Below are 16,642 nucleotides of genomic sequence, written 5' to 3'. Positions count from 1 at the left end.
GTGCACATGACCCCTGTACCCAGCAGCAACGTCGTCGCCTACCGCGACGACGGTCCGCTCTCGCGCGGGATGGGCATGCTCGTCGCCGGTCAGCTCCCGCCGCTGCCGCCCGTGATCGCCGGGGCGTTCGTCACCGGAATCCTGCTGCTGATCGGCGTGGCGGGCTCCGACGGGCTGGCGGTGTTCGCGCCCGCCGTCACCCTCCTGCTCGCCGGGCCGGGCAGCTCGCACCCGCACGACGGCCGGCTCGACTGGCTGGTGCCGCCGATCCTGCGGGTGATCGAGTACACCTTCGTCGCCGCCTGCGGGTTCGCCCACGACGTCCACCCGTTCCTGGTCTTCCTGCTGCTCGGGGCGCTGGCGTTCCACCACTACGACCTGGTCTACCGGCTGCGCCAGCACGTGTACCCGCCGCCCTGGCTGGCCACCGCAGGGCTCGGCTGGGACGGCCGGATGATCGTGCTCTCGCTGTTCGCCATCGCGGGCTGGGTGACGGCCGGATTCGTGCTCCTCGCGCTCTACCTGTGGGCCCTGTGCGGCTGGGAGAGCCTCACCAGCTGGCTCGCAGCACCACGCTCAGGCGTCGAGGCGACAGATACGGGAACCCAGGACTAACGCTGCGCTTGATGTCGCGACCGATTCGTGCCGTTCGTTGGCTTCGTTCCTCGCTCTCTTCCGGCGAGCTCCTTCGCTCTGTGTTTGATGGTCGCGACCGCTTCGCCGCTCGTTGGCTTCGTTCCTCGCTCTCTTCCGGCGAGCTCCTTCGCTCCGGTTACCCGATCACGGCCGTTTCCCAACTAGTGTTTGGGCACACGTAGTCATGCTCGACCGAGGAGTGCACGTTGCTGGGAATGGTTCTGGCCGCTGGAGCCGGACGACGTCTGCGGCCGTACACCGACACGCTGCCCAAGGCGCTCGTGCCGGTTGACGGCGAGACCACGATCATGGACATCTCGCTGCGCAACCTCGCCGAGGTGGACCTGCGGGAGGTCGTGGTGGTCGTCGGGTACGCGGCGCAGGCCGTACACGAGCGTAAGGACGCCCTGGAGAAGCGGCACGGCGTCAAGCTCACCCTGGTGCACAACGACAAGGCCGAGGAGTGGAACAACGCCTACTCCCTGTGGTGCGCCCGCGAGTACTTCGCCCAGGGGGCGCTGCTGGTCAACGGCGACACCGTGCACCCCGTCTCCATCGAGAAGACGCTGCTGTCGGCCCCCGAGACCAGCGACATCCTGCTCGCCGTCGACAACGTCAAGAAGCTCGCCGACGAGGAGATGAAGGTCACCCTCCAGGGCGACAGCCTCAAGCGCATCACCAAGCTGATGGATCCGGCCGAGGCCTACGGCGAGTACATCGGCGCCACCCTCATCCGCCCCGGCGCCGCCCAGCGCCTGGCCGACGCCCTCCAGGCCACCTTCGAGCGCGATCCGCAGCTCTACTACGAGGACGGCTACCAGGAGATGGTCGAGCGCGGCGAGCAGATCCACGTCGCGCCGATCGGCGAGGTCGACTGGGTCGAGGTGGACAACCACGACGACCTGGCGAAGGCTCGCACCATAGCGGTTCGCTACTGAGGGGGCCTGGATGCCGCTTCTAGCGAGGATGCTGCCCGCGCCGCTGACCATGGCGGTCAGGCGCGGCGCGGTGGCACAGCTCGGCGCGCTGCTGGCCGACAGCCGCGTGGCCACCTCCGGCAGGGTCGCGGTGGCCGTCGGCCCCGGCCAGGGCGACCACATCGAGGGCCTGATCGCTCCCACGCTCGACGAGGCCGAGGTGTTCAGGGTCTCCGACGGCTCCGTCGACGCGGCCGTCTCGCTCGGCGCCGACCTGCGCAAGGGCGCCTACGAGGTGGTCGTGGGCGTCGGCGGCGGCCGCACCATCGACGCGACCAAGTACGCCGCCTCCCTGGCGGGCATCCCGATGGTCGCGGTCGCCACCAACCTGTCCCACGACGGCATCTGCTCACCCACCGCGTCCCTCGTCTACGAGGGGGGCAAGGGCACCTTCGGGGTGCCGATGCCGCTGGCGATCCTGGTCGACCTCGACTTCGTGCACAGCGCGCCCGAGTCGCTCGTCAGGTCGGGCGTGGGCGACGTGGTGAGCAACCTGTCGGCCATCGAAGACTGGCAGCTCGGCAACGTGGAGCGCGGCGAGCCGATCGACGGGCTGGCCTGCTCGATGGCGCGCACGGCCGCCGAGGCGCTGACCGGGCGCTCCGACTCGATCGAGTCCGACGCGTTCCTGACCGTTCTGGCCGAGTCGCTGATCCTGTCGGGCATGTCGATGGTGATTGCAGGCTCGTCTCGGCCCGCGAGCGGTGGAGATCATGAGATCCTTCATGCCGTGGATCAGCTCTTCCCCGGCACCTCGAACCACGGCGAGCTCGCCGGGATCGGTGCCGCCTTCTGTTTCTTCCTCAGGGAGGATTCCGCGCGGCTCGCCCAGGTGACCGACTGCCTGCGGCGGCACCAGCTGCCGGTCGTCCCGGCCGACATCGGGCTGACCAGCGAGCAGTTCACCGAGGCCGTCGTGCTGGCTCCCGCCACGCGTCCCGGCCGTTACACGATCTTGGAGCACCTCCGCATGCCGGAGACCGAGGTCCGCGATCGGGTGGAGGACTATGTCCGGGCCTTCGGTCGCTGAGGTCCGGCGGGTCGCACAGCCCGCCGGCCACCTTGAGCGCAAGAACGGCGAGCACTGGGCGGGCGTGCTCTACATGCGCCAGGTGTCCATCTACGTCACCTGGCTGCTGAGCAAGACGTCCGTCACGCCCAATCAGCTCACCTGGGTGATGACGGTGGCCGGGGTCGTGGCTGGAGTCGTGCTCGCCCTGCCGGGGCTGTGGGCGGCGGTGGCCGCCGCCCTGCTGGTGCAGGTCTACCTGCTGCTCGACTGCTCCGACGGCGAGCTGGCCCGCTGGACGGGGAAGACCTCGCTGGTCGGCGTCTACCTCGACCGTGTCGGAGCCTACTTCGCCGAGGCCGCGGTGCTCGCCGGGCTGGGCTGGCGGGCCTCGGCCGTCCTGCCCGACTGGTACACCGTGCTGGGCTTCGCCGCCGCGCTCGGCGCGATCCTCATCAAGGCCGAGACCGACCTCGTCGACGTGGCGCGGGCCAAGGGCGGGCTGTCGGCCGCCACCGAGGCGTCCGTGGCGCAGTTCCGTTCCGGGCTGCTGGGGCTGGGCAGGCGGGTGCTGTCGGCGACGAAGTTCCACCGGATCGTGCAGCCGATCGAGCTGTCGCTGCTCGCGCTGGTGGCCGCGGTGATCGACGCGGTGACCGGCGATCTCACGGCCTCGCGCGTGCTGCTCGTCGCCTGTTTCGCCGCGGCGTGCCTGCAGGCCGTCCTCCATCTGATCAGCATCCTGGCATCGAGGCGGCTTGCGTGATCTCCATGCGGAACCGTCAGCGCTCCAGGCCCGTCGTATTGAGCGGACGCCCGTCGTTCGGTGGGGGTTCATTGCCGGTTCCGATACGCTTAGCTCCACCACTCTCAGGAAACATGCAGACCAGCAGACTCGGTGATCATGAAAGAATGCTCCGCTCGTGCTCTCAACGCGTCAGGACGATGACCCGTTGAAGATCTCGTGCGTCATCCTCACCATGGGCAACCGGGTCGCGGAGCTTAACCGGGCGGTCGAGTCCGCGCTCAACCAGATCGACGGCGACGTCGAGGTGGTGATCGTGGGCAATGGCGCCGACGTGCCCGAGGTGTCCGCGACGCCACTCGAGGGCTCGTCCGCGACTGTGAAGACGGTCCGGCTCGACCGGAACACCGGCATCCCGGCCGGCCGCAACCGCGGCGTCGAGGAGTGCTCCGGTGACGTCGTGCTGTTCCTCGACGACGACGGCTGGTACGCCAACCAGAAGGTCGTCTCACACGTCCGCGACCGGTTCGCCACCGAGCCCGATCTCGCGGTGATCTCCTTCCGGGTGATGGACCCGGAGGGCGGCATCGGCCAGCGCCGCCACGTGCCGCGCCTGCGGGCGGGCGACCCTGAGCGCTCGTCGCCCGTCACCACCTTCCTCGGCGGCGCCTCGGCGATCCGCCGCTCGGCCTTCCTCCAGGTGGGCGGCCTTCCCGAGCGCTTCTTCTACGCGCACGAGGAGACCGACCTGGCCTGGCGGCTGCTGGGTGAGGGCTACCGGATCGAGTACGACGCCGAGACCGTCATGTACCACCCGCAGGTCCCGCCGACCAGGCACGCCGACTTCTACCGGATGAACGCCAGGAACCGGGTCTGGCTGGCCCGCCGCAACCTGCCCTGGCCGCTCGCCGTCCTCTATCTGCTCGACTGGGTGGTGCTCACGCTGATCCGCGAGCGCCGTTCCGGCGAGGCCATCAAGGCCTGGTTCACCGGGTTCTTCGAAGGGCTGCGCACTCCGGCCGGTGAGCGCCGCCCGATGGCCTGGCGCACGGCCTGGCGGATGGTGAAGCTCGGACGGCCGCCGATCGTCTGAGGCCGCGGCGACCAGTCCTCAGAACATCTGACGAATTTGGTACCGTGCGGGGATGATCCCCTCCGAGACCGGGCCCGTCCTGCGGGCTGACAACGTCGACGTGGTCCGCGACGGCAACCGGCTCCTGCGCTCGATCTCCGTGACCGTGCAGCAGGGGGAGCACTGGGCGCTGCTCGGTGCCAACGGTGCCGGCAAGAGCACGCTGCTGGACCTCCTGGGGGCCGTCAAGCACCCCACCCGCGGCGTCGTCGAGGTCCTCGGCCACCGGCTCGGACGGGTGGACGTCCGCGAGCTCAGGTCGTACCTGGGGCACGTCAACCCCCGGCACGCGCTGGAGTCCGGACTGAGCGTGCGCCAGCTGGTGCTGACCGGCGCCACCAACACGATCGAGCTGGTGCCCAGGTGGGCGCCGACGCCCGAGCAGGAGGCGCGGGCCGACCGGCTGATCGAGCTGATGGGCATGGGCGGCAAGCGCGACCTGCGCTGGCCGAACCTGTCGCAGGGCGAGCGCGGCAGGGCGCTCATCGCGCGGGCGCTCATGCCGAGCCCGCGCCTCGTCCTGCTGGACGAGCCCGCCACCGGCCTCGACCTGGCAGCCCGCGAGCAACTCCTCAGCAGCCTCGACACGCTGCGCCGCGAGCACCCGTCGCTGGCCACCGTCCTGGTGACCCACCACCTGGAGGAGCTGCCCGCCAGCACCACGCACGCGCTGCTGCTGCGCGAGGGGGAGTGCATGGCCTCGGGGCCAGTGGACGAGGTGCTGACCACCGACCAGGTGAGCAAGTGCTTCGACCACCCGGTGCTGATCACCCGTGCCGGCGGCCGGTGGAGCGCCCGCGCCGCCGTCTAGAACGCGACTTCGACGGCGTCGTCGAACGTCATCGCGGCATGCGCGACCGTCATGGTCAGCAGCGGGCGCTTGGGCAGGCCCAGCTCGCTCAGCTCCTTGGCGATCGGGTGGTTGCCGAGCCTGACGAGCGCGCCGCCCGGCCGCACCCTGACGCCGTGCGCCCGCACCGACCACGGCACCCGGCGGGTCACGCGGTCCAGATGCGTGTAGGCGTCCATGGGGGTCGGCGCGGCGGTGCCGGGCACCGGAATGCCCGGCCTGACCAGCATGTCGAGCACCAGTCGGCCGTCCTTGCGCAGAATGCACCGCTTGTACGGCGAGTCGAGCCGCAGCTCGATGTCGGCCAGCTCCTTGGGGAAGCCCCAGATGTCGCGACCGGCCTCCAGCGTGAACCCCTGGTTCACCGGCAGCCAGTGGATGAACGCCCCCGCGTGCCTCAGGTCGGCGAGCCCCACCTTGCCGGCCCGGCCCGGCGGGCGGATCAGGAACGCCATGCCGAACTCGTGGTAGCGGTCGAGGTCGCCGTCGCGGTAGTCGACGAACGCCAGTGCGCAGACCGCCCGGCCGGGGAACACCTCGGCCACGTCCAGACCCGAGTAGGCGATCACCGCCCTGGCCGCGTCGGCCCTGACGGAGTACATGGCGCTGCACACCGTCGCGTCTCTCACCTGCACAGGCATGCTCACAGAACGGCCCTGGATCAGATGCGATGCCATACCCCCAGTACATCAACCCGAAAGCCGTGTGACCATTCCCGCCCCGGCGCCGTCTGTCATGAAGTGACAATCAGACGTACGCGGAGGGCATCATCATCGAGGAGCTGTACCGCGAGCACTGGCCGCTCGTGTGCGGATTCCTGCTGCGCCGGACCCGCGACCCCCACCTGGCCGAGGACCTCGCCCAGGAGACCTTCGTCAAGGCCACAAGGGCGCTGCTCGGCTGGCGCGGCGAGAACCCGGCCGCCTGGCTGCTCGCCATCGCGCGCAACGTCCTGGTCGACCATGTCAGGCGCCGGCGCCTCGAACTGGCGCTGCCCGACCCCGATGAGCTGGGTGTGCCGCCGCTGCACGTCGAGGCGCTCGCCGTGCGTGACGCCCTCGACCGGCTGCCCGAGCAGCACCGCAGGCTCCTCACGCTGGTCTACTTCGACGGCTTCTCCCTGGTGGAGGTGGCCGCGATGACCGGCAGGAAACACGCCACGATCAAGACCGCCGTGTGGCGGGCCCGAGCCGCCTTCGCCGAGACCTATGGAGCAGTCCGATGACCGACGAGCTGACCCTTCCGCCGATGCCGGACTTCGACCCGAAGGCCACCCGCAGGGCGGTGCGCAGGGGAGTGTTCAGGACCGCCTTCATCGTGCTGGCCGCGCTGGTCGCGCTCGTGCTGGTCGCGACGGTCGGCTTGACGCTCGTCCAGAAGCGCGGCGACCGGGACCAGCGCATGATGGATGTGCTCGGCACCGCCTTCCAGCTCTACAACCCCGCCTACAACCTCCACGTCGAGAGCTGCTGCGACATCACGCCGTGGTCGATGGCGTTCACCGTCAGAGGCGCTCCGGTGCGGGCCATCGGCGGGTTCTCCACCAATGGCGGCAGCACCTACACCGTCCAGCAGGACTTCTTCGGCCGGGTCGGCAGGCTCCCACTCGGCAACGGTGCCAACACCACGCTGAGCACGGCGCTGGGCAACGTCAGCACCGGCAACCAGCCCAAGAAGGACACCCGCAAGGTGCTGGCCCGGCTGCCCGCCGATCTCAACGCCCTGGCCGTGGTCGAGTTCGCCAGGCCGCTCAGTACGGAGGAGCTCGTCGCCTTCGGCGCCAAGTACGAGGCCTGCCCCGACAAGGTGGTGTACGAGCGGCGGCCCAGGTCCATCCCCATCACGTGGAACGACACCACGTGGGAGAGATCGCCCATGGTGGACGGGCAAATCCAGATGTGCTCCGAGGCGCCGAGGAGCTATCTCCAGGGGCTGCGCGCCTGGGTGGGCCTGCTGCACGACTACGACGATGACAACCTGCGCGACTTCGACCTCAGCCTGGACAGGCTGCGCAAGGCGGCCAACGAGGGCCTGGCCTACGCCTACGTGGACCCGATCGCCAAGATCGGGGAGCTGCGCAAGCTCATCGAGGACCCGCTGGTGCAGACGGTCCGGGTGGCCGACGTCACCTATGACCTCAACCGTCCCTAGACGGCCAGGTACTGGACGGGGGCCGCGACGCCCGCCCACGCCTCCGCCTTGGCCACGAAGTCCGCCGCGTGGTCGGGCCAGTGGTGGCGCAGCCGGGCCTCGGCGTGGCCCCGTGCGCCCAGCGCGGCCCGCCGCGCCGGGTCCTCCTTCAGATCCAGGACGGCGTTCAGCACCGCGTCCACGTCGAACGGGACCGTGATCCCGCACCCGGCCCGCTCCACGAACGCGGCGGCCTGTGGCGTGGTGACCACCGGCAGGCCCCTGCCCATGTAGTCGAGCACCTTGGTCGGCACCCCGGGCACGTTCTCCGCGGCCAGCGACAGCCCCGCCAGCGCGCCTTCCGCCATCCGCAGGGCGTGCCGGTTGGGCACGTAGCCGAACCAGTCGAGCAGCCCCACCCGCTGGGCGTCGCGCAGCAGCGGGCGGATCGCGGGGTCGGCGGCGCCGATCAGGTCCATCCTGACGCCGTGCGGGACGAGCCGCTCGGCGAGCCCGATCAGCTCGGCCACCCCGCGCCGGGCCGACAGGCGGCCGATGTGGACCACTCTGGTGTCGCCCGAAGGGGGAGGGACCGGCGACACCAGAGTGGCCTCCGGGACCACGTCGGACGTGCACACCTGGTGCCGCCTCGCGGCGCGGGCCAGGCGCTTGGCGCTCGCCTCCTCGCGGACGTCCCACACCACCGGTGGGCGGCGGTGCGGCAGCACCCGCAGCAGCGCGTGGTCGTGCACGATCAGCAGGTCCGCGTCCTTGACGCCGCGTCTGAGGGCCGAGGCGGCCCTGCCGTATCGCGCGTCGTGCGGGACGTCGACCGCGGCGAGCCCGTCGGCGGGCGTCACGTTGAAATGGGTGAACGGGGCCACGTAGGTCACCTCGTGGCCGGCGTCGAGCAGTGCCCGGATCTGCCTGTGCATGATCCGGGCGTCCTCAGGATGATGGGCGATCGTGGCGACGCAAACCCGCATAGGTCGATGCTGAGCGCTTACCCGGTCAAAGGCGTTAATGCGGGGGGAATTACCGCTTAACTTCCTGAAGGGCGGCGATACAACCAGGTCAAGCGAGGTTCAAGGACCCACTTGAAGATCGTGCGGGTTTCGGGCAGGGAGAGCACGATCGCCAGCGCCAGAGCCGACGAGGTGATCGCGAGCACCCCGAGCGGGCCGTACAGCCACGGGAAGCTCAGCCAGCCCATCTCCTTGGCGATGAGGACGGGCACGCCGTGCAGCACGTAGCAGTAGAGCGTGCGGGTGCCGAGGTCGGTGAACCACGTCTCGCGCCTGGGAACCAGAGCCAGGACCGCCAGGCACATCGCCATCGCGCACACCAGCAGCCCGGTGCGCACGCCGAGGCCCATCCACCAGGACAGGTCCATGTCCTGGTAACTGTGCTTGTAGTAGAACGGCTTGAGCGGCGCCTTGGGCGCGATGAAGATGGCCACGGCGGCGGCGCAGACCAGCGTGACCCCTCCGGCGATCTTGATCCACAGCCGGTCGAGCCGCTCGAAGTGCTCCGGCTGCATGCACAGGCCGATCACGAAGAACGGCATCAGGCCGAAGAACCTGTCCATGCTGAAGTCACCCTCGATCTGCGAGAACCCGGCGAACAGGTAGATCGCGATCGCCACCGGGATCGGGAACTTCATCCGCTTCCACACCGGCGTCGACAGCCGCCAGAACAGCAGGGCAAGCAGGTACCAGTTGATCCAGGCCGGGTCGATGATCGTGAGCGACCACTTCTGCCCCAGCCCGAACCGGAGCGCGGCGTAACCCACTTCGACGATGACGTACGGCACCACGAACGTGTCGACCAGCTTGTTGGTCTTCGCGTTGGAGTTCCAGAAGTTCCTCGACAGGTAGCCGCTGACGAGCGTGAACAGCGGCATGTGGAACATGTAGATGAAGATGTAGAGCGCCCGCGACGAGTGGGAGTTGAACGTCGGCACCAGCGAGTGACCGATGATCACCGTGACGATCAGCAGGAACTTGACGTTGTCGAGGAACGGGTCGCGCTTGCGCTTCTGCGGCTCGGGCGCGGGCTCCGGCTCGGCCTTCTGCTGCTTGCCGTCGTCCTTCTCGCCGCTCTGCTCCGGGTCGGGCAGCGCGCCGTGCGGGTCGGTCTGCTCACTCCAGAAGGCCTCTTCCGGTAGCGGCCACTTCGCTCCCGTGTTGGCAGGCCCAGAGCCCTCTCCGGCTTCGCCGGGGCTTCCCGGGGTCGTGACCGGTAGGGAGTGCTTGGTGTCAGACACGGAGAGTTGCTCAGCTTCGCTCGGGGTCGGGGGAACGCGAGCACCGCAATGCCTGACAGACGTTCTGACGCCGCCCAGCGAGCGGTGTCGCCGACCCGCACCACGATATCCCGGCGGCGCGGGTCCTGTCTCTCGAGCCGGTTCAGAAACCCCGCATACACAGGGAACTCTGAGGCTCAGACGCAGACGTTCTTCTGCTCGGACGCGGTGACGGTGCTCTGGTTGACGCTGTCGGGAAGCTTGGTCGGCTTGACTGCCTTGAAGTCGGAGCCGACGACCAGCTGGATCACCGGAGCCCCCTTGGCGCTCGCCGAAGCCGTGGGCGCCGGCACCGACGGGGTGTAGACGTCGGTCGTGGTCGGCCGCACCTTCCCGGACGTCGGGGCGGGCTTCGGCGTCAGCGCCGCGGACAGCACGCCGGCGTAGTCGGCGCCCTCGGCCGCGTTCTTGGCGTAGCGGACCTCGGTGGTCGCCTGGCTCTTGCCCTCGGTGGCCTGGTAGTTGCCGAGGCCGGTGACCTTGAAGCCCTCCTTGGCCAGCATGTCGGCGACCTCGCGGGCCTTGCCCATCGTGGTGGTGCCGTTGAGCACCTGCACCTGCACCTGCTCGGGCTTGATGGCGACCTTGGGCTTGGTGCTGGCGCTCGCGCTGGCGGACGGCGAGGCGGACGGGAGCTCCACGTCCGCCTTGATCGCGTTGAACAGCTCGTTGGCGTCGGGCTGCTTCCAGACCACGCGGTTCTTGTCCTCGGGGTCGGGGGTCCAGGGGATCGTGGTGAACTTGACTCCGCCCGTGGTCAGCTTCTGGACGCTCTGGGCGAGCTCGATGAGCTGCGAGGGGTCGTTGGCCAGGTCAGGGTCCATGGTCACCGACTGCGCGGCGGCCTTGATGAACCCGGTGAGCTTCGGGACGTCGGTCAGCAGCTCGGAGCTCATGGCCTTGGCCACGACCTTGCTGAGGAAGAGCTGCTGGCGCCTGATGCGCTGGATGTCGCTGCCGTCGCCGTAGTGGCGCAGCCGCACGAAGCCGAGCGCCTTCTCGCCGTCGAGCAGGCTCTTGCCGGGGGGCAGGACGAGCTTGGAGTTCTTGTCGTTGACGCCGGACTTGAGGCAGATCTGGATGCCGCCGAGCGCGTCGACGATGTTCTTGAAGCCGCTGAAGTCGACCTCGGCGAAGTGGTCGATGCGGATGCCGGTGAGCTTCTCCAGCGTCGAGATCGTGCAGGCGATGCCGCCGGAGTTGTAGGCCGAGTTGATCATGTCTCGGCGGGCCTGGATGGTCTGCTTGGTCGTCTCGTTCTTGCAGGCGGGGATATCCACCATCGAGTCGCGCGGGAAGCTGATCAGCCGGGCCTGGTCGCGGTTGGGCGAGATGTGCAAGAGGATGATCGTGTCGGTGCGCTTGCCGCCCGCGTCCGCTTCCCGGGCGAGCTTCTGGCCGTACCGGGCGTTGCCCTTGCCCGCGCGGGTGTCGGAGCCGACGAGCAGGACATTGAGTGCGCCCGTGTCAGGGGGGCGGGTGCCGATGATGTCCTGCTCGAAATCCTTCTTGTTGATCGAGCCCAAGGCGTCGCGGTAGACCGTGTACCCGGTCAGCGCGCCACCGACCATGAGGGTGGTGGCGGCGATGCTGATCCAGGCGAGAATCCGCATCTTGCCGGCGCCGGAGCCGCCGCCGCTGCGGTGGCTGCGCGGGGGCAGGTCTTCCGGCGGGGGCGGCGAGGCGTTCGCCCGTCGCGCTCCCCGGTAGCCGGGATCAGTCGGGGCGAGCCTGCGGTCCTGCACGGACGCGCTCCTATGGTCACTCATACGCCCCCTTGCCTGGCCCCATGCGCGTCAACGCGTGGCTCGGTCGTTCTGCGCCACGAGACTAGGTCACGTGCGGCGTACCCGCATCCGGCACTGACAAGAATCAGCCGTGACACGGGCGTGATATTACCGGCCCAAAGCATACTCAGACCTGGACATTTCCTGGAATAACATGGCCAGACTCTTTACCGCATTCACAGGTTGGGACGGATGCTCAACGCCGCAGCCATGCAGGCCAGCGGCACTGCCGGGAGCACATACCGGTAGTCGAACTCGGCGACGGCCGGGGGCACCAGGAGCAACATCACGCCCACCGACCACGGCACCAACCACGCCGGCCACCGCTCGCCGTCTCCGCCCCGCTCGCCGGACGGGATCTGCCGGTCCGGTGAGGACGGGGCGCGCAGGCGTCGCACGACCGCCAGAGCGGGCGGGACGAGCAGGACCGCCAGGAGCACGGTGCCGGGCAAGCGGACCACGTCCTGGTAGGCCCGCATCCAGCCCGCGAACGGCTCGACCACCTCGGTGCCGATCGGCCCCTGCTCGTAGCGGATGCCCATCCGCACGCCCAGCTGCGCCGCGTGCCGGCCGGGCGGGGCGGGCGCGACGGCGGGGAACTGGTAGTAGCCGTAGATCTCCTGGTCGGGGTAGACCGGGCGGCCCCACACGAACGTCCGTCCCAGCTCTGACAGGACGGAGGCGGCGTAGTCGAGCGGCTGCTTCTGGACGGCCAGCGTGGCGAACCGGCTCGCGAGCTCGTCGTTCTCCTTCGAGAACGTGATGCCGGGCAGGAGCACGAGCGGGGAGTCCTTGGCCCAGAGGTACTCCTGCGAGGGCGGGCGCCGGGCGGGCGGCCTGGGGTCGCAGAGCACCCTCAGGTCCGGCGGCGGGTCCAGCTTCGCGCAGTCGGCGAAGGACATCGCCCGGGCGTACAGGAACGCGCCGTTCGCGCCGACCAGGCCGACGCGATGGTAGGTGGCGTAGAACCACCCGCCGTACGCCAGGACGGGCACGACCGCCGCCGCGAGCAGGACGCCCGCGCGTCCGATGCGCCTGTGCAGCAGGAACCAGGCGGCCATGACCACGATGAGCGGCTGCCCGACCGTCCTGGTGAGCGTGGCGGCGGCGAGCAGCAGCCCGATCGCCACGACGGACTGCCTGCGCGCCAGCGTCAGCGCCACCGCGAGGACGACCAGGAACATGAACAGCGTGTCGGAGACGAGCAGGTGCTCCACCTCGACCTGGTACGCGTCGAGCAGCACCGGCGTGGCGGCCAGCGTCGCCGCCCACCTCGGCGCCCGGCGCGCGGCCCAGTACACCAGCACGCCGGTGGCGAGCCCGAGCAGGTGCTGCACGGCCGCGACGGCGCCGAAGGAGTGGAACGGCTCCAGGAGCTTGAGGAACGCCGAGTAGCCGGCCGGGCGCACCAGGTCCGGCCGGGGGTGGAACACCGTGACGATGTAGGTGTACGTGTCGGGGAACCACAGCGCCGGGCGGTAGCCGAGCATCGTGACGACCCGCAGCACGGCGCCCGCCGCCAGCACCGCGAGGAACCACGCGTGCCGCCTGACGAAGCGGCCGGCCTTCTGCCAGTCGGCCCTTCGCCGGTCGGTCTCTCGCCAGCCGGTCACGGTGTCGCGCAGCCGTTCGACCGTGGCGTGCCAGCCGGGCCGCGTGGGCCTTTCGACGCCCTCGTCGGCCTCCACCTGCACGTCCTCCCGCTCCACCGGCACGCGCCGTACGCTACCCGCGTTTCCCGCCGACCCGCGCCCACGCCACGATCCCGCGAGCGCTCCACGCTCCGGGAGCGCGCCGACGCCACGACCTGGCGGCCGGAGCCCGCGTCACGGTTCTTGCGGCCCGTGCCCACGACTCCAGGGCGCGCGCAGCCGCCACGACCCAGGCGGGCTGTGTCCGTGCCGTGGTCGGGCGCACGGTGATCCCGCGTCCCGCGGTGTGGGAGCGGTTGGGGGTGGTCGTTGGATACGCTCGCGATCAACGATGAGGCCTGCCTGGTTCGATCAGCTGCGGAGGCCGTCGGCGGGCAGGGTGCTCGCCGCGGTCTCGGTGCTGCCTGCGCTGGTGGTCGCCGGGTGGCTGGTCGCGGGGCTGCCGTTGCTGTTGGTCGGCCGGTTCGAGCCGGTGGCCGCGGTGCTGCTCGGGCTGCCGGTGATCGGGCTGCTGTGCTGGGCGGGGTTGCGCCGGTTGCCCGAGGTCGTCGAGGCGACGGGCCGGCAGGTCGCGGCGGTCGTCGCCGTCGCCGCCGGGGCCGGGGTGTTCAACGCGGTCATGCACGGCGAGCAGTTGATCGTCCGGCGTGATCCCGCCACGTACGCGCAGTACGCCATCTGGCTCGCGAAGCACGGGTCGCTGCCGATCCCCGCTCAGGCGGAGGCGTTCGGCGGAGCCGACCCTGCCCTGCTCTTCGCCAGAATCGGTTTCTACCAGGTCGATGGCGCGGTCGTGCCGCAGTTCATGCCGGGGCCGCCGATGCTCTTCGCCGCCGGCGACTGGCTCGGCGGGCTGCTCCTGACGCCCGCCGTGCTGGGGGCGCTCGCCGTGCTCACGGTGGGCGGGCTGGCGGGACGGCTGGCGGGCGGCCGGTGGGCGCCGCTGGCCGCGCTGGCGTTCGCGCTGAGCCTGCCGGTGCTCTACACCTCGCGGACCACGTTCAGCGAGATCCCGTCGCTGATCCTGCTGTTCGGCGGGCTGGCGCTGGTGCACGACGCGCTCTCCCGTCCCAGGCCGGGCTGGGCGGCGGGCGCGCTGGCCGGCCTGGTGACCGGGCTGGCCGTGCTGGTCAGGGTGGACGCGCTGCGCGACGTCCTGCCGGTGCTGGCCTTCGCGGGCCTGCTGATCGCCATGCGCCGCTTCTCCCGCACGGACGGGACAGCGGGGTCGCTCCCCGTTGGGGAGGAGGCCCTCGGGGAGCCGGGGAGCCGGGGGGCCGGGGGGCCGTGGGTGGGGCCCTGGTTGCTGGCAGGGGTCGTGGTGGGCGCCGGGGCCGGGGTGCTGGCGGCGTACGCGCTGTCTCGGCCGTACCTGGCCTACCTGTCGCGGTCGGTGAACCCGCTGCTGGCCATCTGCGCGTCCGTGATGGTGCTGACCGTCGCCGGGACGGTCGCCGCGCCCTGGCTGGCCCGGCTCCGGCTGCCGCGGTGGGCGGCTCCGGCGGGGGCGTGGCTGGTCGTGCTGGTCATGACGGGGTTCGCCGTACGTCCCTGGCTGCAGACCGTGCACCGGGAGGTGACGACGCCGGAGGACCAGGTCACCGCCACGTTCATCCAGAAGACCCAGCAGGCCGACCGGCTGCCGATCGACGGGACGCGGCTGTACTCGGAGCTGTCCCTGCACTGGGTGGTCTGGTACGTCGGCTTGCCCGTGGTCGTGCTGGCCACCGTCGCGGCGGCGGTGCTCGTCCGCAGGCTGCTGCGGAGCGGCGAGCCGTTCGCGTGGCTGCTGCCGCTGGCCGTCATCGGCTGGACCACCGTCACCACGCTGCTGCGCCCGGAGATCACTCCCGACCATCCGTGGGCGTCCCGCCGCCTGGTGCCGGTCGTGATCCCGGGGCTGATCGTGCTCGCCGTCTGGGGGCTCGGCTGGGTACGCGACCGGGCGCGCGAACGCGGCTACGGCTCCCGCTGGATCGGGATCGCCGGGTGCCTGCTCGTCCTCGTCCCTCCGGCCGTGACGTCGATCGGCACCGCGTTCACGCCGGTCGAGCAGGGCGAGCAGGCCGCGGTGGAGGCGATGTGCGCGAGCCTGCCGCGTGACGCGTCCGTGCTGATCATCGAGCGGGTGACGGGCGACCGCTTCACGCAGGTCGTGCGCGGCATGTGCGGGCTACCGACGGCGCAGATCCGCATCGAGACCGGGAACGACACCGCGCCCGAGCAGGACGTCCGGCGCGTGGTGGAGCGGGTACGCGCGGCGGGGCGGGTCCCCGTGGTGCTCGCCGCGGAGGAGCGGCAGGTGCGCCCGTACGGGACGCCGCGGCAGGTCATGGGCCTGGTCACCCGCCAGGACGAGCGGTCCTTGGTGGACCCGCCGAACGGCACCTGGTGGCTGCGGATCAACGTGTGGATGGCGACGCCCTAATCGACTTGACCATGGGGCGGGCCGGGCGACACATCCTGGCGCATAATCGTGGGCATGTCGTACGGGGAGACCGACGAGTTGGCGTTAGGTGACGACGAGGAGCCGCGGTTACCACGGTGGGCGGCGGCGCACCGGCGGTTGCTGGCCATCGTGACGGCGTCCGTGGTGCTGCTCGGCGCGCTCGCGGTCGGCGGCTGGCACTTTTACCAGCGGTCGCTGCTGCCCTCTCCGCCGCCCGACGGGCCCTTCCCCGCCGCCGACGGCTTCGCCGTGCTCCCTTGCCTCGACGGGGACGTGGGCTGCCCGAAGGGCACGGTCGAGGGCGTGCTGGCGATGCTGCGAGGTATGCCGGAAGTCGCCTCCGTCGCCGTCCGCTCCGCGGAGGAGATTCGGGCGGCGAACCGCGCGAGCTTGATCGACCCGGCGGAGCTCGCGAAGGTCGACACCTCGACCGTGCTGCCCGACATCGAGGGGCGGCTGCGGCGCTCGGCGGACTTCGGGACGGTCAAGCAGAAGCTGACCGGAAAGCCGGGGATCTCGGGCATTTTCCATACCTATGGAAACTTCTGGAAGGGCAAGGCCGACCTCGCGGTGTCGCTGTGCGTATCCGCTCGGATGTCCGCCGCCTGCGTGGGCGGACCCGCCACGGTGGCGCAGCGCGACGCGGTCGTGGCGAGGCTGCGCGGGCTCGACGGGGTCGAGGAGGTGTTTCTCCAGGACAGGGAGTTCGGGCTGCGGCTGGCCAAGCACGACGACCCGGAGCGGTACGTCACGGTCGCCGACGTCCCCGAGGTGCTCTACGTCCGGTTCGACGACCCAGGAAAGGCCAGGGCGGCGGGCCGGGGAGTGCTCCGGATGCCAGGCGTCGGGTGGGTGAACTTGGTCAAGTGATGGGCGGTGCGGGGAGCCTGCCGGAGCTCGATGTGGACTCGGCTCCCAGCTGGGCAGAGTACCCTCGACGCACGTGAGCACGCCTGAGACCCCCCAGAGT

At 70.4% G+C, this 16,642-nt stretch carries 15 protein-coding genes; 10 read left to right on the top strand and 5 right to left on the bottom strand.

Going from position 1 to position 16,642, the window contains the following annotated elements:
• Positions 1-6 precede the first annotated feature (6 nt).
• The 6 genes from ABT294_RS04800 to ABT294_RS04775 all read left to right on the top strand — a co-directional run bounded on the left by ABT294_RS04800 (position 7) and on the right by ABT294_RS04775 (position 5,310).
• Positions 7-615 (top strand): DUF5941 domain-containing protein, encoded by a 609-nt coding sequence (locus ABT294_RS04800; RefSeq protein WP_350803577.1) that lies wholly within the window; start codon positions 7-9, stop codon positions 613-615.
• Between the two features lie 227 nt (positions 616-842).
• Entirely contained in the window at positions 843-1,574 is a 732-nt protein-coding gene (locus ABT294_RS04795) for a phosphocholine cytidylyltransferase family protein (protein WP_350803576.1), read from the top strand.
• 28 nt (positions 1,575-1,602) lie between these two features.
• Positions 1,603-2,643, top strand: coding sequence for an iron-containing alcohol dehydrogenase family protein (locus tag ABT294_RS04790; protein ID WP_350803965.1), 1,041 nt, complete (start codon positions 1,603-1,605; stop codon positions 2,641-2,643).
• Entirely contained in the window at positions 2,621-3,388 is a 768-nt protein-coding gene (locus ABT294_RS04785) for a CDP-alcohol phosphatidyltransferase family protein (protein ID WP_350803575.1), read from the top strand. Before ABT294_RS04790 ends, ABT294_RS04785 begins: the two co-directional genes overlap by 23 nt.
• Positions 3,389-3,575: 187 nt before the next feature.
• The gene (locus ABT294_RS04780) at positions 3,576-4,460 is read left to right on the top strand and encodes a glycosyltransferase family 2 protein (RefSeq protein ID WP_350803963.1); all 885 of its coding nucleotides are present in this window, start codon (positions 3,576-3,578) and stop codon (positions 4,458-4,460) included.
• A gap of 52 nt (positions 4,461-4,512) precedes the next feature.
• Positions 4,513-5,310 carry an ABC transporter ATP-binding protein gene (locus ABT294_RS04775; RefSeq protein ID WP_350803573.1) on the top strand — a complete coding sequence of 266 codons (798 nt, stop codon included), beginning with the start codon at positions 4,513-4,515 and terminating at the stop codon, positions 5,308-5,310.
• Here the strand turns inward: ABT294_RS04775 and ABT294_RS04770 are convergent.
• Positions 5,307-5,990, bottom strand: coding sequence for an acetoacetate decarboxylase family protein (locus tag ABT294_RS04770; protein ID WP_350803572.1), 684 nt, complete (start codon positions 5,988-5,990; stop codon positions 5,307-5,309). The two genes, ABT294_RS04775 and ABT294_RS04770, sit on opposite strands and share 4 nt — an antisense overlap.
• A gap of 125 nt (positions 5,991-6,115) precedes the next feature.
• Here ABT294_RS04770 and ABT294_RS04765 point away from each other — a divergent pair, with 125 nt between their 5' ends.
• A complete protein-coding gene (locus ABT294_RS04765; protein ID WP_350803962.1) occupies positions 6,116-6,574 on the top strand; it encodes an RNA polymerase sigma factor in 459 nt (152 codons plus the stop codon).
• Positions 6,571-7,500, top strand: coding sequence for a hypothetical protein (locus tag ABT294_RS04760; protein ID WP_350803570.1), 930 nt, complete (start codon positions 6,571-6,573; stop codon positions 7,498-7,500). The genes ABT294_RS04765 and ABT294_RS04760 overlap by 4 nt, the downstream gene beginning before the upstream one ends.
• Here ABT294_RS04760 and ABT294_RS04755 read toward each other — a convergent pair.
• The 4 genes from ABT294_RS04755 to ABT294_RS04740 all read right to left on the bottom strand — a co-directional run bounded on the left by ABT294_RS04755 (position 7,497) and on the right by ABT294_RS04740 (position 13,286).
• Positions 7,497-8,465 carry a glycosyltransferase gene (locus ABT294_RS04755; RefSeq protein WP_350803569.1) on the bottom strand — a complete coding sequence of 323 codons (969 nt, stop codon included), beginning with the start codon at positions 8,463-8,465 and terminating at the stop codon, positions 7,497-7,499. The genes ABT294_RS04760 and ABT294_RS04755 overlap by 4 nt on opposite strands.
• A 56-nt stretch (positions 8,466-8,521) precedes the next feature.
• Positions 8,522-9,745 (bottom strand): acyltransferase family protein, encoded by a 1,224-nt coding sequence (locus ABT294_RS04750; RefSeq protein ID WP_350803566.1) that lies wholly within the window; start codon positions 9,743-9,745, stop codon positions 8,522-8,524.
• A 176-nt stretch (positions 9,746-9,921) separates the two neighbouring features.
• Positions 9,922-11,553 carry an LCP family protein gene (locus ABT294_RS04745; protein WP_350803564.1) on the bottom strand — a complete coding sequence of 544 codons (1,632 nt, stop codon included), beginning with the start codon at positions 11,551-11,553 and terminating at the stop codon, positions 9,922-9,924.
• A gap of 194 nt (positions 11,554-11,747) precedes the next feature.
• Complete coding sequence (locus ABT294_RS04740; RefSeq protein ID WP_350803563.1) at positions 11,748-13,286, bottom strand: hypothetical protein; 1,539 nt, start codon at positions 13,284-13,286, stop codon at positions 11,748-11,750.
• A 268-nt stretch (positions 13,287-13,554) separates the two neighbouring features.
• On the opposite strand from ABT294_RS04740, the gene ABT294_RS04735 reads away from it, so the two are divergent.
• The gene (locus tag ABT294_RS04735; RefSeq protein ID WP_350803561.1) at positions 13,555-15,651 is read left to right on the top strand and encodes a hypothetical protein; all 2,097 of its coding nucleotides are present in this window, start codon (positions 13,555-13,557) and stop codon (positions 15,649-15,651) included.
• A gap of 54 nt (positions 15,652-15,705) precedes the next feature.
• Positions 15,706-16,542 (top strand): hypothetical protein, encoded by an 837-nt coding sequence (locus tag ABT294_RS04730; protein WP_350803560.1) that lies wholly within the window; start codon positions 15,706-15,708, stop codon positions 16,540-16,542.
• The last annotated feature ends 100 nt before the right edge of the window (positions 16,543-16,642 follow it).

Source organism: Nonomuraea sp. NPDC000554, assembly GCF_040300065.1.
In the GTDB taxonomy this organism is placed as follows: Bacteria; Actinomycetota; Actinomycetes; order Streptosporangiales; family Streptosporangiaceae; genus Nonomuraea.
This window is presented reverse-complemented; position numbering and strand designations above follow the sequence as displayed.